The sequence below is a fragment of the Mesorhizobium sp. M0074 genome (assembly GCF_040322975.1).
In the GTDB taxonomy this organism is placed as follows: Bacteria; Pseudomonadota; Alphaproteobacteria; order Rhizobiales; family Rhizobiaceae; genus Mesorhizobium.
The window spans coordinates 149,087-167,291 of the sequence record NZ_JAMYUM010000011.1 but is presented as its reverse complement, the minus strand read 5'-3'; the positions used below and the strand labels follow the sequence as shown (position 1 = coordinate 167,291).

18 protein-coding genes are annotated in these 18,205 nt (G+C 62.7%); 7 read left to right on the top strand and 11 right to left on the bottom strand.

Annotation, left to right across the window (positions count from 1 at the left end; all coding sequences use genetic code 11):
- Positions 1–19: 19 nt before the first annotated feature.
- From recF to NKJ73_RS17090, 3 genes are all read left to right on the top strand, one after another.
- Positions 20–1,168, top strand: a complete 1,149-nt coding sequence (gene recF / locus NKJ73_RS17100) for a DNA replication/repair protein RecF (protein ID WP_352570348.1) — start codon at positions 20–22, stop codon at positions 1,166–1,168.
- Between the two features lie 76 nt (positions 1,169–1,244).
- The gene (locus tag NKJ73_RS17095) at positions 1,245–2,006 is read left to right on the top strand and encodes a molybdopterin-synthase adenylyltransferase MoeB (RefSeq protein ID WP_352570347.1); all 762 of its coding nucleotides are present in this window, start codon (positions 1,245–1,247) and stop codon (positions 2,004–2,006) included.
- Positions 2,003–2,491 carry a GNAT family N-acetyltransferase gene (locus NKJ73_RS17090; protein WP_352570346.1) on the top strand — a complete coding sequence of 163 codons (489 nt, stop codon included), beginning with the start codon at positions 2,003–2,005 and terminating at the stop codon, positions 2,489–2,491. Before NKJ73_RS17095 ends, NKJ73_RS17090 begins: the two co-directional genes overlap by 4 nt.
- A gap of 64 nt (positions 2,492–2,555) precedes the next feature.
- On the opposite strand, the gene NKJ73_RS17085 is transcribed toward NKJ73_RS17090, so the two are convergent.
- Positions 2,556–3,557, bottom strand: coding sequence for a 2-hydroxyacid dehydrogenase (locus NKJ73_RS17085; RefSeq protein ID WP_352570345.1), 1,002 nt, complete (start codon positions 3,555–3,557; stop codon positions 2,556–2,558).
- A 157-nt stretch (positions 3,558–3,714) separates the two neighbouring features.
- Here NKJ73_RS17085 and NKJ73_RS17080 point away from each other — a divergent pair, with 157 nt between their 5' ends.
- A complete protein-coding gene (locus NKJ73_RS17080; protein WP_023676915.1) occupies positions 3,715–4,272 on the top strand; it encodes an SH3 domain-containing protein in 558 nt (185 codons plus the stop codon).
- An 81-nt stretch (positions 4,273–4,353) separates the two neighbouring features.
- Here NKJ73_RS17080 and NKJ73_RS17075 read toward each other — a convergent pair whose 3' ends face one another.
- Both NKJ73_RS17075 and irrA read right to left on the bottom strand, forming a co-directional pair.
- Positions 4,354–4,713, bottom strand: coding sequence for a DUF4260 domain-containing protein (locus NKJ73_RS17075; RefSeq protein WP_352570343.1), 360 nt, complete (start codon positions 4,711–4,713; stop codon positions 4,354–4,356).
- A 10-nt stretch (positions 4,714–4,723) separates the two neighbouring features.
- Positions 4,724–5,155 (bottom strand): iron response transcriptional regulator IrrA, encoded by a 432-nt coding sequence (irrA, locus tag NKJ73_RS17070; RefSeq protein WP_023676913.1) that lies wholly within the window; start codon positions 5,153–5,155, stop codon positions 4,724–4,726.
- Positions 5,156–5,395: 240 nt separating this feature from the next.
- Here irrA and fabA point away from each other — a divergent pair, with 240 nt between their 5' ends.
- From fabA to fabI, 3 genes are all read left to right on the top strand, one after another.
- The gene (gene fabA, locus NKJ73_RS17065) at positions 5,396–5,914 is read left to right on the top strand and encodes a 3-hydroxyacyl-[acyl-carrier-protein] dehydratase FabA (RefSeq protein WP_023676912.1); all 519 of its coding nucleotides are present in this window, start codon (positions 5,396–5,398) and stop codon (positions 5,912–5,914) included.
- 122 nt (positions 5,915–6,036) lie between these two features.
- Positions 6,037–7,257, top strand: coding sequence for a beta-ketoacyl-ACP synthase I (fabB, locus tag NKJ73_RS17060; protein ID WP_352570342.1), 1,221 nt, complete (start codon positions 6,037–6,039; stop codon positions 7,255–7,257).
- A 13-nt stretch (positions 7,258–7,270) separates the two neighbouring features.
- Positions 7,271–8,083: an enoyl-ACP reductase FabI gene (gene fabI / locus NKJ73_RS17055; RefSeq protein ID WP_023676910.1), complete on the top strand. Its 813-nt coding sequence runs from the start codon at positions 7,271–7,273 to the stop codon at positions 8,081–8,083.
- A 36-nt stretch (positions 8,084–8,119) separates the two neighbouring features.
- Here fabI and NKJ73_RS17050 read toward each other — a convergent pair whose 3' ends face one another.
- The 8 genes from NKJ73_RS17050 to NKJ73_RS17015 all read right to left on the bottom strand — a co-directional run bounded on the left by NKJ73_RS17050 (position 8,120) and on the right by NKJ73_RS17015 (position 18,174).
- On the bottom strand, positions 8,120–9,133 hold the full coding sequence (locus tag NKJ73_RS17050; protein WP_352570340.1) for a class I SAM-dependent methyltransferase: 1,014 nt from the start codon (positions 9,131–9,133) through the stop codon (positions 8,120–8,122).
- Between the two features lie 89 nt (positions 9,134–9,222).
- Positions 9,223–11,370 carry a polyribonucleotide nucleotidyltransferase gene (gene pnp / locus NKJ73_RS17045; protein WP_292654001.1) on the bottom strand — a complete coding sequence of 716 codons (2,148 nt, stop codon included), beginning with the start codon at positions 11,368–11,370 and terminating at the stop codon, positions 9,223–9,225.
- A gap of 407 nt (positions 11,371–11,777) precedes the next feature.
- Positions 11,778–12,089 carry a 30S ribosomal protein S15 gene (rpsO, locus tag NKJ73_RS17040; RefSeq protein WP_280940423.1) on the bottom strand — a complete coding sequence of 104 codons (312 nt, stop codon included), beginning with the start codon at positions 12,087–12,089 and terminating at the stop codon, positions 11,778–11,780.
- Between the two features lie 140 nt (positions 12,090–12,229).
- Positions 12,230–13,324 carry a magnesium/cobalt transporter CorA gene (corA, locus tag NKJ73_RS17035; protein WP_023676906.1) on the bottom strand — a complete coding sequence of 365 codons (1,095 nt, stop codon included), beginning with the start codon at positions 13,322–13,324 and terminating at the stop codon, positions 12,230–12,232.
- 133 nt (positions 13,325–13,457) lie between these two features.
- Positions 13,458–14,411: a tRNA pseudouridine(55) synthase TruB gene (gene truB / locus NKJ73_RS17030; RefSeq protein ID WP_352455118.1), complete on the bottom strand. Its 954-nt coding sequence runs from the start codon at positions 14,409–14,411 to the stop codon at positions 13,458–13,460.
- Positions 14,411–14,836, bottom strand: coding sequence for a 30S ribosome-binding factor RbfA (gene rbfA / locus NKJ73_RS17025; protein ID WP_023676904.1), 426 nt, complete (start codon positions 14,834–14,836; stop codon positions 14,411–14,413). Before rbfA ends, truB begins: the two co-directional genes overlap by 1 nt.
- Positions 14,837–14,959: 123 nt before the next feature.
- Complete coding sequence (infB, locus tag NKJ73_RS17020; RefSeq protein ID WP_352570339.1) at positions 14,960–17,527, bottom strand: translation initiation factor IF-2; 2,568 nt, start codon at positions 17,525–17,527, stop codon at positions 14,960–14,962.
- On the bottom strand, positions 17,524–18,174 hold the full coding sequence (locus tag NKJ73_RS17015; RefSeq protein ID WP_352455116.1) for an RNA-binding protein: 651 nt from the start codon (positions 18,172–18,174) through the stop codon (positions 17,524–17,526). The genes infB and NKJ73_RS17015 overlap by 4 nt, the downstream gene beginning before the upstream one ends.
- Between the last annotated feature and the right edge of the window lie 31 nt (positions 18,175–18,205).

Sequence of the window (18,205 nt, the reverse complement as noted above, 5' to 3'; positions counted from 1 at the left end):
ACGGGGCCATCTTGCTGTCGTGACCAGATCTGCAAAACCGCAGCAGACGTACATAAGTAAGCTCACACTTACGAATTTCCGCAACTATGCGGCGTTGGCAATCGACCTTGATCCCGGTGCTGTGGTTTTCTCCGGCGACAATGGCGCCGGCAAGACCAATCTGCTTGAAGCGATCTCGCTGCTCACGCCGGGCCGCGGCCTGCGCCGCGCACCCTATTCCGAGGTGGCGCGCGAAGGCGGCGACGGTGGCTTTGCGCTGCATGCCCGGCTTGACGGGCCGGAAGGCCAGGTCGAGATCGGTACCGGAATATCGGGCAGCAACGGCGAAGCCGGCCGGCGGGTGCGGATCAACGGCGCGACGGCACGCTCAGCCGAAGACATGCTGGAATGGCTGCGCGTGGTCTGGCTGACACCGGCCATGGACGGCCTGTTCCCCGGGCCGGCTGCCGACCGCCGGCGCTTCCTAGACCGGCTGGTGCTGGCGATCGATCCTGGCCACGGCCAGCGCGCGCTTGACTACGAAAAGGCAATGCGCGGCCGCAACAGACTGCTCGCCGACGGTTCACGCGACGGTGCCTGGTTCGATGCGATCGAGATGCAAATGGCCGAGACCGGCGTGGCGATTGCCGCGGCGCGTGCCGAACTGGTGCGCCTGCTCGCCGCCATGATCGACCGGCTGCCCGGCGACGGACCGTTTCCGCAAGCCGACATCGGCATCTCTGGCGAACTGGAAGGCGAACTCGGTATTTTGCCGGCCGTCGACGTAGAGGAACGGTTCCGTCGTGCGCTTGCCCAGGGGCGCGACCGCGACCGCACCGCCGGACGCACGCTCGACGGCCCGCACCGTTCCGACCTCGTGGTGCGCCACCGGCCCAAGGCGATGCCGGCCGAGCTCTGTTCGACCGGCGAGCAGAAGGCGCTGCTGGTCGGCATTGTCTTGTCGCATGCGCGGCTAACCGGCGAGATGTCGGGCATGACACCGATCCTGCTGCTCGACGAGATCGCCGCCCATCTCGACGGCGGTCGACGGGCGGCCTTGTTCTCGATCCTGGAGGAACTAAACTGCCAGGCCTTCATGACCGGGACCGATGCCGCGTTGTTTGACAGCCTCAAGGGACGCGCGCAATTCCTGACCGTCGATCACGGCACGGTCAGGCCGACCATTTGAATTTCGTCCATGGCGCATTTCTGAGCTGCATGCATTGACGCCTGACAAGTTTTTTCCTCCGTTATATGGTCCGGCGATGATCACAGCCGCCCTCACCGATGAAGAGCTCGAACGCTACGCCCGCCACATCGTGCTGCCCGAGATCGGCGGCGCCGGCCAGCAGCGGCTGAAGCGGGCGCGGGTGCTCGTCATTGGCGCCGGCGGATTGGGAGCGCCGGTGCTCGAATATCTCGCCGCCGCAGGGATTGGCACTCTCGGTATCGTCGACGACGACATCGTTTCGCTTTCCAACCTGCAACGACAAGTGATCCACGCCACGCGCGATGTCGGGGTGGCGAAAACCGACAGCGCCAGAGCGGCGATCATCCGCATCAATCCAAACGTCGTCGTGGAAGAGCACAATTTCAGGCTGACCGTGGACAACGCCCCTACCCTCATTGCCCGTTATGACATCGTCGTTGACGGCTCCGACAATTTCGAGACACGCTACGCGGTGGCCGACGCCTGCGCCGCGGAAAGCCGGCCGCTCGTGCATGCCGCCGTTGGCCGCTTCGACGGCTCGGTCACCGTACTGAAGCCATTCGAAACCGGCCCGGACGGCAAGTTGAACCCAAGCTACCGCGATCTCTTTCCCGAGGCGCCGCCGCCGGGACTGGTGCCATCCTGCGCGGTGGCCGGCATTGTCGGCGCGCTGACCGGGGTCATCGGCACGCTGCAAGCCATGGAAGCGATCAAGCTGATCACCGGGATTGGCGAGCCGCTGGTCGGACGACTGCTGCTCTACGATGCGCTGGCGGCACGCTTCGACACGATCCGCTACAAGCGAACCAGCCCGTGAGCCTGCCTGCCGACGTTTCCATCGTGCAGCTTGCAGCCGATTTCGACCGTTGGGACGAGGTGCTGGCGCTGGTCATGCGCGCCTTCGCCTTTATGGACGGGGTTATTGACCCGCCGTCCTCGGCGCATCGGCTCACCGTTGAAAATCTCAGGGCTAGAGCGCTGGAGGAGACAGCATTCCTGGCGCTGAAGGAAAACGAGATCGTCGGTTGCGTCTTCATCCTGAAGCGCGCAGACGAGCTCTATGTTGGAAAGCTCGCGGTCGAGCCGGTTCTTCAGGGACAAGGCATTGGAAAACAGCTGATGCAGGCCGTCGAAGATCTTGCCCGCAGCCACAACAGGACCGCCATCGAGCTCCAGACCCGGATCGAGCTGACCGGAAATCACGCAGCCTTTGCCCGCCTCGGTTTTCGTGAAACCGAACGGACAGCGCACAAGGGCTACGACCGGCCGACCTCAATCACCATGCGCAAGGCGTTTTCGTAAGCCAAAGCTATCCAACGACGAACGCGTGGTTGCCGCGGCAAGACTGTGCCGGCGTGACGGCAGGTCACGCCCTCAACGGCAGCACGCGGTCGGGCGGGCGATGACCATCGAAGAAGGCGCGGATATTGATGATCACCTTCTCGCCCATGTCGATACGGCCTTCGAGCGTCGCCGAACCCATATGCGGCAACAGCACGACCTTGCCTTTGTGGGCAAGCTTCAGCAGCTTGCTGTTCAGCGCCGGCTCGTGCTCGTAGACGTCGAGGCCGGCGCCGGCGATCTTGCCGTCATGGATGAGCTTGATCAGCGATTCCTCATCGATGATATCTCCGCGCGCGGTGTTGACTATGTAAGCGGACGGTTGCAGAAGCGCCAGCCGCCGTGCCGAAAGCAGATGGAAAGTTGCCGGTGTCGATGGGCAATTGACCGAGATAATGTCCATACGGGCAAGCATCTGGTCGAGGCTTTCCCAATACGTGGCTTCCAACTCCTCCTCGATTGCCGGCAGCACGCGGTGGCGGTTGTGGTAGTGGATCGAGAGGCCAAACGCCTTGGCGCGCCTGGCGACAGCGGTGCCGATGCGACCCATGCCGACAATGCCGAGCCGTTTGCCCCAAATGCGCCGGCCGAGCATCCAGGTCGGCGACCAGCCCGCCCATTTCTTATCGCCGGTCAGCACGTTGGCGCCTTCGGCCAGCCGTCGCGGTACGGCCAGCAGCAGCGCCATGGTCATGTCGGCCGTATCTTCGGTCAGCACGTTCGGCGTGTTGGTGACGGTGATGCCTTTCTTGGCCGCTGCCGCAACGTCGATCTTGTCGACGCCATTGCCGAAGTTGGCGATCAGCTTGAGGTTGTCGCCGGCCTGGGCAATCAGCGCCGCGTCGATATTGTCGGTCACAGTCGGCACCAGCACGTCGGCCTCCTTGACCGCCGCCACCAGTTCCGGCTGCGTCATCGGCCTGTCCTCCACATTCAAGCGGGCGTCGAACAACTCGCGCATGCGGGTCTCGACTAGGTCGGGCAACTTGCGCGTGATGACGACGAGGGGCTTCTTTTTGCCTGCCATTGTTTCCTCGAACCCGATCTCGTTGAGACCTCTTTAACCAAGAACGGCGAAACTGAGAGCCGATCGCGGTACCGGTCATCCATGTAACAAGCGGTTCCGCCGAAGACAAAGAAAAATGGGCGCGAAGGCCGATTGGCGGGCGCCGAAAGGAACGAAAGTGTCTGGTTTCGCGTCGCTCCGCCTGACCCTCAGTGCAGCATTCCTCGGCGCTCTCATCCATAGCCCACTGGTGATGGCGCAAAGTGCCGCCGCACCCGCCCAGAGCGTCACGCTCGGACCAAGCGGCTTGCCGCTGCCGCGCTTCGTCAGCCTGAAATCCGGCCGCGTCAACTCGCGCGTTGGGCCGGGCGTCAATTATTCCGTCGACTGGATGTATATGAAGCCAGGCCTGCCGATGGAGATCATCCAGGAGTTCGATACGTGGCGCCGTGTGCGTGATGCCGACGGCTCGGAAGGCTGGATCAATCAGTCGCTGCTTTCGGGCCGTCGCACGGCGATCGTCGCCCCCTGGCAGCGCGGCAAGGACGCTCGCGTCAACCTCCTTGACGACCCGGCAAAAGATGCAGGCGTCATCGCGATCCTCGAACCGGGGGTAATGGGCACGATCAAGTCCTGCGATGGCCAGTGGTGCGAAATGACCTTCGACGGCCATACCGGCTGGCTCGCGCAGTCGCTGGTCTGGGGTGCCTATCCCGGCGAAAAGGTCAAGAACTGACCTTTCCGAACCGGAGATCAGGCCAGCGCTGCAAGCACCGGATCCGGCATTTGTTTCGCTGATCTTCGGTTCGGGGATGGTTTAGCGGCCGATGCGGCCGAGATGGGTATCCTGGAAACTGCTCGACAGCTTCAAACCATAGCCCAGAGCGCGGTCGACGGCGATGTGGGCGATCCAGATCAGCGCGACAGCTATCGCCATTGCATTGTCAAAGACGCTGCCGACAAGCGCCAGCAGAACGGGCAAGATCAGTATGTGCAAGGCGTTGTAGGCGACGGCGCCGACGCGCGGCCCGGCCATGTAACCCAGCATCGACAGGTCGGGCGCCAGAATGAGCACGGCAAACAGCCACCAGGAAACACCGGCGATTGCATAGAAGACAAGAGCCGCCACCGCGACGGCGACCCATTCGAGCCGGAGCGTCAAATCCAGGAATTTCATAAGGCGCCGGTCAGTCGCAGCGTTTCGGACGCAGTCTCACCACGATATCGACATTGGCGATCTCCATGCCCTCCGGCGGTTCCGGCAGGTTGGAAACCGTCACCGGGCCGCTGTCGATATCGAAGATCCTGTTTTCGCCCTCGATATAGAAATGATGGTGATCGGAGGTGTTGGTGTCGAAATAAGTCTTCGATCCCTCGACGGCAAGGATGCGGAGAAGACCGGCCTGGGTAAACTGGTGCAGAGCATTGTAGACGGTGGCCAGAGACACCGGCACGCCGGCGGCAAGCGCCTCCTCGTGCAGTTCCTCGGCCGAAAGATGGCGGTCGCCCTTGGCGAAAAGCAGATCGGCCAGCGCGATGCGCTGGCGTGTCGGCCTCAGACCGGCCTCGCGAACCCGCTTGTCCACAGCGACATTATCCTTCCGGCAACCCAGATCCATCTATCCGTCGCGCTCACAGTTCCGCCTCAGACAGGTCCAAAATGGCAGAAATTGAGCATCTGCCGAAACTGGACGTGTCCTGACATATATTCTGTCGACCGAATGCGATCAATAGCGCGCATTGACCCGGGCAGACGGGCAGGTTAAGCGCAAGCGCCGGTTTCCGGCCTGAAACAGATTGTGTTAGGAAACCACCGACAAGGGCGCCTATCGCCCGGGACGATCACGGGGACGAGATTGATGGCGGGTTCGAAATCCAGCTACGGTTACGAGGAATTGCTTGCCTGCGCCCGCGGCGAGCTGTTCGGACCGGGAAATGCGCAGCTGCCCTATCCGCCGATGCTGATGTTCGACCGCATCACCGAGATCAGCGAGACCGGCGGTGCGTTCGACAAGGGTTTCATCCGCGCGGAATTCGATATCAAGCCGGATTTGTGGTTTTTCGCCTGCCATTTCATCGGTAATCCGATCATGCCAGGATGCCTAGGCCTGGACGCCATGTGGCAGTTGACGGGGTTCTATCTCGGATGGCTCGGTGAACCCGGCAAGGGGATGGCGCTGTCGACCGGTGAGGTGAGGTTCAAAGGCATGGTCACGCCTTCGGTCAAGAAGGTGGAGTATGGCGTCGACTTCAAGCGAGTGATGCGCGGTCGGCTTGTGCTTGGCATCGCCGATGGCTGGCTGAAGGCAGATGGCGAGCCCATATACGCGGCAACGGATCTGAAGGTCGGTCTGTCCAAGCAATCGGCCGCCGTCTGAACGAAGACCCTACAGTACGACGTCTTGGACGTCTGATGAACGCTGTAGCACTTTAATTTTGCGCATGGTTCCATTCCGGAAATTGATTTCAGGTTCGGGGTCCGCGCTGGAAGGAGTTGCGAATGAGACGGGTCGTAGTCACAGGTCTCGGCATCGTGTCGTCGATAGGCAACAATGCCAACGAGGTGCAGACCTCGCTGCACGATGCCAGATCCGGCATCAGCTTCTCCGACTCTTTCGCCGAGCATGGCTTCCGTTGCCGGGTGTGGGGTGCGCCGACGCTGGACCCATCGGGCATGATCGACCGTCGCGCCATGCGCTTCCTGTCGCAGGGTGCTGCCTGGAACCATGTCGCAATGGACCAGGCGATCGCAGACGCCGGCCTCGACGGGGCCGACATCACCAACGAGCGCACCGGTATCGTGATGGGCTCCGGCGGACCGTCGACCCGTGCAATCGTCGAGGCGGCCGAGACCACGATCAAAAACGGCAGCCCCAAGCGGATCGGGCCGTTCGCGGTGCCAAAAGCGATGTCGTCGACCGCGTCGGCGACGCTTGCCACTTGGTTCAAGATCCACGGCGTCAACTATTCGATCTCATCGGCCTGCTCGACGTCTGCGCATTGCATCGGCAATGGCTACGAGCTGATCCAGTGGGGCAAGCAGGACATCGTCTTCGCCGGCGGCCATGAGGATCTCGACTGGACGATGTCGGATCTCTTCGATGCCATGGGCGCCATGTCGTCCAAGTTCAACGACAGGGCATCGGTCGCCTCACGCGCCTACGACGTCGATCGCGACGGTTTCGTCATTGCCGGCGGCGCCGGCGTGCTGATTCTTGAAGAGCTCGGGCATGCCAAGGCACGCGGCGCCAAGATCTATGCCGAGATCGTCGGCTATGGCGCGACATCGGACGGCTACGACATGGTGGCGCCGTCGGGCGAAGGCGCGGCGCGCTGCATGAAGCAGGCGCTCGCAACGGTGTCCTCGCCGGTCGACTACATCAATACGCACGGCACCTCGACGCCGGTCGGCGACTCCAAGGAAATGGGCGCCATCCGCGAGGTGTTCGGCGAGAAGATGCCTTTCATCACGTCGACCAAATCGCTAACCGGCCATTCTCTGGGCGCCGCCGGCGTGCAGGAATCGATCTACTCGATCCTGATGATGCAAGGCGGCTTCATCGGCGAGAGCGCCCACATTGAGAACCTCGATCCGGAATTCGAGGGCATGCCGATCGTGCGCAAGCGCATCGACGATGCAAGGATCGACACCGTTTTGTCCAATTCGTTCGGTTTCGGTGGCACCAACGCAACGCTGATTTTCCAGCGCTATTCCGCATAAGGATTTGCCGACCATGGACGGATTGATGAAGGGCAAGCGCGGGCTTGTCATGGGTGTTGCCAACGATCATTCGATCGCCTGGGGTATCGCCCGCAAACTGTCCGAACATGGCGCGGACCTCGCCTTCACCTATCAGGGCGAGGCCTTCGGGCGCCGGGTCAAGCCGCTCGCCGAGAAATTGGGCGCATCCCTGGTGGTGCCTTGCGACGTCGAGGACAGCGTGTCGGTCGCCGCGACTTTCGAGACTTTGGGGAAGGCGTGGGGCGGGCTGGATTTCGTCGTCCATGCAATCGGCTTTTCCGACAAGAACGAGCTGAAAGGCCTCTACGCCGACACGAGCCGCGACAACTTCATCCGCACAATGGTGATCTCCTGCTACTCCTTCACCGAGATCGCCCGTCACGCCGCCACATTGATGAAGGATAGCGGTTCGATGATCACGCTGACCTATGCCGGTTCGGTCCGTGTCATGCCGAACTACAACGTTATGGGTGTCGCCAAGGCGGGGCTGGAGGCCAGCGTCCGCTATCTCGCCAACGACTACGGCCCGCGCGGCATCAGGGTGAACGGCATATCGGCGGGACCGGTACGGACGCTTGCGGGCGCCGGGATTTCCGACGCACGCCACATGTTCTCCTACCAGCAGCGCAACTCGCCGCTACGCCGTACAGTGACGATCGACGAAGTCGGCGGCTCCGCGCTCTATTTGCTGTCCGACCTGTCCTCCGGCGTCACCGGCGAAATCCACTATGTCGATTCCGGCTATCACATCGTTTCCATGCCGACGCTTGACGAATTGAAGCAGACCGACGGCGGGCGGGAATAGCGCGAGCGACGTATCGCCGGCTTGCCCCGCAGGATTTCAGCGTCGCGCCGATAAGACCTTGAACATGCCGTCGCGGGCGAGCTCCGCATGGCTGGAGAAGGCGGCCGCCAGCACCGGTTCGTAGGGAAGTTGACGGTTCGCCACCATGAACAGCCGGCCGCCCGGCTTCAGCGCCTTGCCTGCCGCGCGGATCATGCCGGCACCGATTTCCGGCTCAGTCGCCCGACTGCGATGAAAGGGCGGGTTCATGACGACGACGTCATAGCGGCGCTCGACCGGCTCGCTCAAAAGATCGATCCAGAAGAAACCTGGCTCCACGCCTGTGTTGCCGAGATTGGCCTTCGCCGCCTCCAGCGCCTCGAAATCCGCTTCGTAAAGGTCAAGCGCCGATATGCCAGGTGAGCGGGCGCCGACCTCGGCGGCGACATAGCCCCAACCGGCACAGAAATCCGCAACGCTGCCACGCAGATCGTTGGGCAGATTTTCGATCAGCAGTTTCGATCCGGCATCGATCTTGTCGAAGGAAAACATGCCTGGCGCCGTGCGGAAGCAGCCCTCGACCACCAAATCCGGATTGGCAGCGCGAAGCGTTGCCGCGGCAACGGTATCGGCCGGCCGGCGAAACCAGAAGGCAATGCCGTGATGCTTCGGCAGGTGGCCTTCGAGCGGCACAAGGGCGCCGACATGCTTGCGCAGGCTGGCGATTCCATCGTCCTTGCTGCCGGCGACGACGATCAACCCGCCTGGTGCTGCGCGTTCGACCGCTTCGGCAACGCGCAACTCGTTTTGGCCGCGATGGCGGCCAGCGAGCACAAATGCCGCGTCGAAAGCCTCGCCTTCGACCTGCGGCGTGACCGCGAAGCCGGACGCCTGCAAGGCGCGAAAGTGCGGCCTGAAGCCTTGGACAAGATGAAGCTTGGCATCAAACCCTTCCGGCAAGCGAAAGCCGGGCTCGGCACCGAGAAAGAGTATGCGTTCATCCTTTCGTGGCAGGGAAACAGCACCGGCCTCGAACGAATGGAAAAGCGTTTTCAGCGGCTCGGCGGACATTCACCACTCTTGAACTGCAAGGCTGTTGTTGAAACGCAAACGGGCGCGATCTTCCGGCGCGCCCGCTTCGATTGCATAGTTAGATCAGCTTAGGCGGCGTTTTCTTCGCCTTCGCTCTTCTTGTCGCGCACGATTTCCTTGCCGGTGGCCTGATCGACGACCTTCATCGACAGGCGGACCTTGCCGCGCTCGTCGAAGCCCATCAGCTTGACCCAGACCTTGTCGCCTTCCTTGACCACATCGGAGGTCTTGGCGACGCGGTCATTGGCGAGTTGTGAGATGTGGACGAGGCCGTCACGCGGACCGAAGAAATTGACGAAAGCGCCGAAGTCGGCGGTCTTGACGACCGTGCCTTCGTAGATTTCACCGACTTCCGGCTCGGCGACGATGGTGTGTATCCACTTCTTCGCCGCCTCGATCTCCTTGGCGTTGGCCGAAGCGATCTTGACGGTGCCGTCGTCCTCGATGTTGATCTTGGCGCCGGTCTTTTCGACGATCTCGCGGATGACCTTGCCGCCCGAGCCGATCACGTCGCGGATCTTATCGGTCGGGATGTGCATGACCTCGATGCGCGGCGCGAACTCGCCGAGCTCGGCACGTGCGCCGGACAGCGCGTGGGCCATTTCGCCGAGAATGTGCTGACGGCCATCCTTGGCCTGGTCGAGCGCGATCTTCATGATCTCCTCGGTGATGCCCTCGATCTTGATGTCCATCTGCAGCGAGGTGATGCCGTAGGCGGTGCCTGCAACCTTGAAGTCCATGTCGCCGAGGTGGTCCTCGTCGCCAAGGATGTCGGAGAGCACGGCGAAGCGCTCGCCTTCCTTGATCAGGCCCATTGCAATACCGGCGACCGGCTTGGCCAGCGGCACGCCCGCGTCCATCAGAGCCAGCGAGGTGCCGCAGACGGTAGCCATCGACGACGAGCCGTTGGACTCGGTGATCTCCGAAACGACGCGCAACGTATAGGGGAACTGGTCGGCGGTCGGAAGCATCGGCCGGATGGCGCGCCAGGCGAGCTTGCCATGGCCGATTTCGCGGCGGCCCGGCGAACCCATGCGGCCGGTTTCACCGACCGAATAGGGAGGGAAGTTGTAGTGCAGGAGGAACTTCTCCTTGTACATGCCGGTCAACGAATCGACATACTGCTCGTCCTCGCCGGTGCCGAGCGTGGCGACGACCAGTGCCTGGGTCTCGCCGCGAGTGAACAGCGCCGAGCCGTGCGTGCGCGGCAGGACGCCGACTTCCGAGACGATCTTGCGGACCGTCTTCAGGTCGCGGCCGTCGATGCGCGAGCCGGTGTCGAGGATGTTCCAGCGCACGACCTTGGCCTGGAGCTCCTTGAACACGGTGCCGATCTGTTCGGACGTGTATTTGGCCTCTTCGCCTTCTGCCGGCGCGAACGCGGCCTTGACCTTCGCCTTGACGGCGTCGACGGCGGCATAGCGCTTCTGCTTGTCGGTGATCTTGTAGGCGTCGCGAAGCTCGCCTTCGACGATCTTGAGCATCTCCGCTTCAAGTGCGGAATAGTCCGGCGCGGTGAAGTCGCGCGGGTCCTTTGCCGCGACTTCAGCCAGCTTGATGATCGCGTCGATCACCGGCTGGAAGCCCCTGTGGCCGAACATGACGGCGCCGAGCATAAGGTCCTCGCCGAGTTCCTTGGCTTCGGACTCGACCATCAGCACGGCGTCGGCGGTGCCGGCGACGACCAGGTCGAGCTTCGATTCCTGCATCTCGTCGACATGCGGGTTGAGCACATATTCGCCGTTGATGTAGCCGACGCGGGCGCCGCCAACCGGGCCCATGAACGGCACGCCGGACAAGGTCAGGGCGGCGGAGGTGGCGACGATCGACAGGATGTCCGGGTCATTTTCGAGATCGTGCTGGACGACGGTGACGACGATCTGGGTGTCGTTCTTGTAGCCTTCGGCGAAGAGCGGGCGGATCGGGCGGTCGATCAGGCGGGAAACCAGCGTTTCCTTCTCGCTCGGACGGCCTTCCCGCTTGAAATAGCCACCCGGGATCTTGCCGGCGGCGTAAGTCTTCTCCTGGTAGTTGACCGTCAGCGGGAAGAAATCGAGGCCGGGTTTCGGCTCCTTCATCGAGACGACGGTGGCGAGAACCTTGGTTTCGCCGTAGGTGGCCAGCACCGCGCCATCAGCCTGACGCGCGATCTTGCCGGTTTCGAGAATGAGCGGACGGCCGCCCCATTCGATTTCCACTTTGTGGTAATTGAACATGTCTTGTCCTTCATATGCGGAAAGGGCCGCGCCGTTTCAGCGTGCGCGGATGCCCCTTTCCCTTGGCTTCCTTTCTCGGGCAGCCACGGGCAAGACAACGGGAGGCTCGGTTTATTCGGCGCGGTGCCGCACGAGCGTCCTGCAATCCTGCCCCATGACCGTCCATGGGCGGTTTCGAGCGGCCCTCTGCTGTTTCGAAACCGGGTTGGCCAATCGATCCGAGTGGCCTTGCGCGTGAACCCGAAAACCAGGTTTTCGGAAAATATCCTGCGCAAATCTAAACTTCAGAGCGTCCTTTGCGCATCCAAACCGATGCGCGGCGCTCTACTTCCTTCATGGAGCCTTGGATGACCCGATGCTCCAATGCGCGACCGGCGGGCTCTCGAAAGAACCCGCCGGTCAATTCGTCAACGGCGCAGACCGAGCTTCTCGATCAGCGTCTGATAGCGCGCGTCGTCCTTGCGCTTGAGATAATCAAGCAGGCTGCGGCGCTGGGAAACGAGAGCGAGCAGACCACGGCGGGAATGGTTATCCTTCTTGTGGTCCTTGAAATGGTCGGTCAGGTTCTTGATGCGCTCCGAAAGGATGGCCACCTGGACTTCCGGAGACCCGGTATCGCCCTTGGCGGTAGCGAATTCGCCCATCAATTCCTTCTTGCGTTCGGCAGTAATCGACATCGTGTTTTTCCTTGTCTGTTTGAGGAAACGGGACGCCCTCAGCCGGGATGTCGTCCAGCAGGGGCCGGTGCAAGCAACGCGTCAAAGCGCGAGGCTGCGGCGCATATAGTGCAATTCCGACAAAAAGGCCAGCCTAATTCACAAGCCGGCTTTTTGCTGCATAAACGGGCACTTCCGCCTAGTCAGAGCCATTTCTTCCATTTGAAGTACGCAAAGAGCCCGACCGCAACAAGCGCCATGAAGACGAGCGACAGGGGATAGCCGTAATAGGCTTTCAGCTCCGGCATGTTCCAGGGCGAGGTGTCGGGGTCGAAATTCATGCCCCATACGCCGACGAGAAAGGTAAGCGGCATGAAGATCACCGAGACGATCGTCAGATAGCTGATGACGTCGTTGGTGCGCGCCTGGCTGAGCGACAAGTGCATCTCGATCAGGCCGGTCAGCATGTCGCGCTGGGTTTCGACCAGTTCGATCAATCGCAGCGAATGATCGAGCGTGTCGTTCAGAAATATCTTGGTTTCGGCCTTCACATAAGAGACGTCGTTGCGGATCATGGTCGCCAGCGCGTCGCGCATCGGCCAAAGCACGCCCTTCAGCACATTGGCATCGCGCCGCAATTCGTGAAGCTGCCGCATCTGATGCTTGTGCGCCTGGTTCAGCATCTGGTCCTCAATGCTGTCGACCAATTCGCCGGCAGCCTCGATCGGCGGGAAATAGCTGTCAACGATGGCGTCGATCAAAGCATAGGCGAGATAGTCGGCGCCGCGCGAGCGCAAGCGGTTGGGCACCGAGCTTGCGATCCGCTTGCGCACGGGATCGAACGGGTCGCCTTCGCGTTCCTGGAAGGTGACGACGAAGTTCCTGCCGAAGAAGACGGCGATCTGTTCGTAGCGATGCGCGGTGACATCGTCGATCATCCTGACGACGACAAAGGCATGGTCCTCGAAGAAATCCACCTTCGGCCGCTGGCCGGTGTTGACGACATCTTCCAGCGCCAACGGATGCAGGTTGAAGATCCGGCCGATCTCCTCGATCAGCTGGATGTTGGCGAGGCCTGTGCAATCGAGCCAGATAACCGGCCAATTGTGGCAATGGGTGTTGACGTCGTCGATGCTGGCATTGTCGATGGTCTTGAACTTTTCGGGCGAGATCAATGTCAGCCTAAGCTCGGAACGGCGTGCCGCCGGGTCGGCGATCAGCGTGCCGGGCGAAGCCCCGACGGGCGGCCGCCGTGTGTTGAGCACCGCCCGCTTCCTGCCCGTCTCAGCCTTTGCCATGTGCCCCCTCGAATGCAGCGTCGGTGCCGCGCATCCCTTCGGACGGCAAACGACGCCGTCGCCCTGTTGATTTAGCGCATGATCCTTTCCCAAAATAGAATCCGGTTGGAGATCATGCGCCGAGAGACAGCTGTTACCCGATAAAGACCCGCTTTGGCTTGAACATGCCTTGCTCGATGGCGCCGATGGCGACCAGCTTGCCGCGCGCGGTGGCGCAGGCCTCCTCCGCTTCTACCGGCGCGTCACGGCCGCGAATGATGACCGGATTGCCGAGGCGGATTTTGGTTGCCGCATCATCGCTGATCGCGACCTGCGGCAGGCATTCGAGCGCGGCGGCGGTGTCGACCAGAAGTGCATCGATGGCACCGAAGTCGATCGGGGCGTCTGCTTCTTGCGGCTCGCCCTGCTCGCCGAAGCGGGCGGCTTCCAGCTCGGCCAGGGTAACGAAATCTTCCTGCGTGAACGGCTCGACCTCGACCCGCCGCAGCTCGGCGATGTGACCAAAGCAGCCAAGGTCGCGGCCCATGTCGCGCGCCAGCGAGCGGACATAGGTGCCCTTGCCGCATTCGACCTCGAAGATGGTGCGATCGGCCATGTGCTCGACCAGATCGAGCCGGCCGATCTCGACCTCGCGTGCCGGAATGTCGATCGTCTCGCCATCGCGGGCAAGGTCGTAGGCGCGCTCGCCGGCGATCTTGATCGCCGAAAATTGCGGCGGCGTCTGCATGATGACGCCGGTATATTTCGAAAGCAGCGCCCGTACGTCGGCTTCCGCCGGACGGCGGTCCGAGCTTTTGGTCGCCGGGCCTTCGAGGTCGTCGGTCGAACGCTCCTCGCCCCAGGCAACCGTGAAGCGGTAGACCTTGGCGCCGTCCTGGACGTATGGCACGGTCTTGGTCGCTTCGCCGAGCGCGATCGGCAGCATGCCGGACGCCAGCGGGTCGAGCGTGCCGGCATGGCCGGCCTTTTCCGCCTGGAACAGCCATTTGATCTTGGAGACGGCTTCAGTCGAGCCCATGCCGACCGGCTTGTCCAGTACCAGCCAGCCCGAGATCGGCCGGCCCTTCTTCTTGCCGCGACGCGCCACTATTCGCTGTCCTTCCGGTCGTCTTTGTCTTTGTCGTCGGCGCTGAGATCGCGCGCCACTTCGGGCGAGTGCAGCAACTCGTTTATCTTCTGGAAATTGTCGTAGCTGGTGTCGAGCCGGAAGCGGAATTCCGGCATGTACTTCATCTGGCGCAGCGCGCCGGAGACGCGGCCGCGCACGAACTTCGCATGCTTGTTGAGCGCCTCGATCACCGCCCCGGCATCCTTGGCGCCGAGCGGCGAAACGAAGGCGGTGGCGATCTTGAGATCGGGCGACATGCGCACTTCCGAGACCGAAACCACCGTGTTCTCGATCAGCGGATCGAGGATCTCGCCGCGCTGCAAGGTTTCCGACAGAGCATGGCGCACCTGCTCGCCTACGCGAAGCATGCGCTGGGATGGGCCTGATGTGATTGAACGGGGCATTTTTCTCTATCCTGAAATCGTGGGGCGCGGGATAGGACCGCACCACATGTCTCATATGGTTTGGGCGGCGGTCTTTCGACCACCGCCCGGTCTCGATGGATGCCCGAACTCGAACGTTCGAGCTCAGAGCGTCCTGGTCACCATCTCGACGCGGAAGCACTCGATGACGTCACCGACGCGCATGTCCTCGTAGTTCTGGAAGGCCATGCCGCATTCCTGGCCGCCCGGAACTTCCGAAACCTCGTCCTTGAAGCGCTTCAGGGTCTTCAGCGTGCCTTCGTGGATGACGACGTTGTCGCGGATCAGGCGCACGCCCGCACCACGCTCGACCTTGCCTTCGGTGACACGGCAGCCGGCGATCTTGCCGACCTTGGTGATGTCGAAGATCTCGAGGATCTCGGCATTGCCGATGAAGGTCTCGCGACGCTCCGGCGAGAGCAGGCCGGAGAGCGCCGCCTTCACGTCATCCACGAGATTGTAGATGATGGAGTAGTAGCGGATCTCGATGCCTGCCGCGGCCGCTGCCGCACGCGCCTGCACATTGGCGCGAACGTTGAAGCCGATGATCGCGGCCCCCGAGGTCTCCGCCAGCGACACGTCGCTTTCGGTGATACCGCCGGCTCCCGCATGGACGATGCGCGCACGCACCTCGTCGGTGCCGAGATTGTCCAGCGCCGCGTTGATCGCCTCGATCGAACCCTGCACGTCGCCCTTGATAACCAGCGGGAATTCTTTCAGTCCGCTGGTCTGCAACTGCGACATCATCTGCTCCAGCGAACCGCGCTGGCCGGCATGCCTGGCAACCGCCTTCTCGCGTGCCAGACGCTGGCGGTATTCGGTGATCTCGCGGGCGCGGGCCTCGTTGTTGACCACGGCGAAGCGGTCGCCGGCCTGCGGCGTGCCTTGCAGGCCGAGCACCTCCACCGGCATTGCCGGCGGCGCTTCCTTGACCTGCTCGCCGCGATCATTGACGAGCGCGCGTACCCGGCCCCATTCGTTGCCGGCGACGAGAATGTCGCCCGGCATCAACGTGCCGGTCTGCACCAGCACGGTAGCGACTGGGCCGCGGCCCTTGTCGAGCTGGGCTTCGATGACCACGCCTTCGGCGGTGCGGTCCGGATTGGCCTTCAGGTCGAGGATTTCGGCCTGCAGCAGGATCGCTTCGAGCAACTTGTCGAGATTGATGCCCTTGGTCGCCGACACCTCGACATCCAGCACCTCACCGCCCATGGATTCGACGAACACCTCGTGGCGCAGCAGTTCCGAACGCACCTTCTGCGGGTCGGCGTCATGCTTGTCGATCTTGTTGATCGCCACAATGATCGGAACGCCGGCCGCCTTGGCGTGATTGATCGATTCGATCGTCTGCGGCATGACGCTGTCGTCAGCTGCCACCACGAGGATGGCGATATCGGTCGCCTGGGCACCGCGGGCACGCATCGCCGTGAAGGCGGCGTGGCCGGGCGTGTCGATGAAGGTAACCTTGTGACCGTTCTTCTCGACCTGATAGGCGCCGATATGCTGGGTAATGCCGCCGGCCTCGCCGGAGACGACGTTGGCATTGCGGATGGCATCGAGCAACGAGGTCTTGCCGTGATCGACATGACCCATGATCGTTACCACCGGCGGACGCGGCTGCAGGTCCTCGGGACGATCGGCGATGTTGAACAAGCCCTCTTCGATGTCGGACTCGGCGACGCGGCGGACCGTGTGGCCAAATTCGGTGGCGACGAGTTCGGCCGTGTCGGCGTCGATGACGTCACCAGGCTTCAGGATCTGGCCCTGCTTCATGAAGAACTTGACCACGTCGACAGCGCGCTCGGACATGCGCTGCGCCAGCTCCTGGATGGTGATGGTTTCGGGCAGGATCACTTCACGCATGACTTTCTCGCGTGGCTCGTTATGCAACGCGCGCTTGAATTTCTCCTGACGGCGGCGCATCGACGAGAGCGAGCGGGCGCGCGCATCCTCGTCGGAAAGCGCCGAATTCAGCGTCAGCTTGCCGCGGCGGCGGTCTTCCTCGCCCTTGGTCGGTTTGGCCGGACGCGCCACTTCCGGCGTGACCAGACGGCGCACTGGTGCGCCGGCACCGGCCCGCTTCGGTTTGACCTCTTCCTCGTCATCGACTGTTGCCAGTTCGGCGGCGAGCGGCGCACGGCGGCGCGCCTCTTCCTCGGCACGGCGGCGGGATTCGGCCTCGGCTTGCAGCCGTGCCTCTTCCTCGGCCTGACGGCGAGCCGATTCCTCGCGCTCGCGGCGGCGGCGCTCTTCGTCCTCGCTGCGGCGCTTGGCTTCCTCGATGGCGCGCTGGCGATCCTCGACATCGCGGACCTTCGAGCCCTCGAGAGCCCGGCGGCGTGCTTCCATTTCCTGGCGCGACAACTCGTTCAGCACCATGCCGCCGCGTTCGACCGGCGGCGGAGGGGGAGGCGCCTTGGGAGCTTCCTGCACGGCGGGCGCTGCCGCGACCGGCTTCGGCGTGAAGACGGACACAGGCGCTGCCGCCGGCTCCGGCTTGTCGCCGGGCAGCGAGAACTTGCGCTTCTTGGTCTCGACGACCACCGACTTGGTGCGGCCGTGTGAGAAGTTCTGGCGCACCGTGCCCTGTTCCATACCGGGGCGCTTCAGCGTCAAGGTCTTCTTCGGCGTAACACTCAGCGTCTTGTCGTCGCCCGATTTCGTATCGCTCATTCCATATCCTCTGCGGCATCATCTTCGTCAGCAACGGCCGCAAGCATTGCCAGATCGTCCGGGGAACCGCCCCGATATCGGTCGAGCGCAACCATGCGCTTCTGGACCGCCCTGCCCGCGTCTCCCGCGAGAACGGCAGCATGTATCACATTTGTACCCCCCAATGCCAAGCTCAACTCGGCCTCGGAGAAAAGTTTGTAAGCGCGGATCGCAGGCCCGCCGAGGTGGACGGTTGCCCGTCGCGCCTGGCTTATCTTGCGGACGCCATCGTCGGAAGCCTCGGTCGCGTGGAGCACGAAAAGTGCAAGTCCGCCGCGCACGGCGCTCTCGACCTTGGTCGCTCCGAGCGCTATGGCGCCCGCCTTGCGGGCCAGGCCAAGCATGCCCAGAGCGGACCTGGAAAGCAGCGCGTCGACCATGCCGCCAAGATCGGCCGGCACGCTCACCTGCGCCTTAAAAGCACGGGCAAACAGGTTTTTGGCCGCTGCCTTTTCTATATGTAGGCGGTCGGCCGTCACCCAGCAACCGCGGCCGGGCAGGTTTCTCTTGATGTCCGGAACGACGGCCGAATCCGGGCCGACGACGAAACGGATCAGTTCATCCGGTTCGGCTTGCCTGCGGGTGACGATGCAGGTGCGATCGTTCATCTCGTCCAAGGGCGGGTTCGGTGCGATGCGG

Excerpts from the sequence above, each read along its gene's own strand:
- NKJ73_RS17015 (WP_352455116.1), bottom strand. The coding sequence starts at position 18,174 with ATGAACGATCGCACCTGCATCGTCACCCGCAGGCAAGCCGAACCGGAT.
- NKJ73_RS17075 (WP_352570343.1), bottom strand. The coding sequence starts at position 4,713 with ATGAAATTCCTGGATTTGACGCTCCGGCTCGAATGGGTCGCCGTCGCG.
- pnp (WP_292654001.1), bottom strand. The coding sequence starts at position 11,370 with ATGTTCAATTACCACAAAGTGGAAATCGAATGGGGCGGCCGTCCGCTC.
- NKJ73_RS17095 (WP_352570347.1), top strand. The coding sequence starts at position 1,245 with ATGATCACAGCCGCCCTCACCGATGAAGAGCTCGAACGCTACGCCCGC.
- fabB (WP_352570342.1), top strand. The coding sequence starts at position 6,037 with ATGAGACGGGTCGTAGTCACAGGTCTCGGCATCGTGTCGTCGATAGGC.
- fabI (WP_023676910.1), top strand. The coding sequence starts at position 7,271 with ATGGACGGATTGATGAAGGGCAAGCGCGGGCTTGTCATGGGTGTTGCC.
- NKJ73_RS17085 (WP_352570345.1), bottom strand. The coding sequence starts at position 3,557 with ATGGCAGGCAAAAAGAAGCCCCTCGTCGTCATCACGCGCAAGTTGCCC.
- irrA (WP_023676913.1), bottom strand. The coding sequence starts at position 5,155 with ATGGATCTGGGTTGCCGGAAGGATAATGTCGCTGTGGACAAGCGGGTT.
- rbfA (WP_023676904.1), bottom strand. The coding sequence starts at position 14,836 with ATGCCCCGTTCAATCACATCAGGCCCATCCCAGCGCATGCTTCGCGTA.
- infB (WP_352570339.1), bottom strand. The coding sequence starts at position 17,527 with ATGAGCGATACGAAATCGGGCGACGACAAGACGCTGAGTGTTACGCCG.
- NKJ73_RS17050 (WP_352570340.1), bottom strand. The coding sequence starts at position 9,133 with ATGTCCGCCGAGCCGCTGAAAACGCTTTTCCATTCGTTCGAGGCCGGT.
- fabA (WP_023676912.1), top strand. The coding sequence starts at position 5,396 with ATGGCGGGTTCGAAATCCAGCTACGGTTACGAGGAATTGCTTGCCTGC.
- corA (WP_023676906.1), bottom strand. The coding sequence starts at position 13,324 with ATGGCAAAGGCTGAGACGGGCAGGAAGCGGGCGGTGCTCAACACACGG.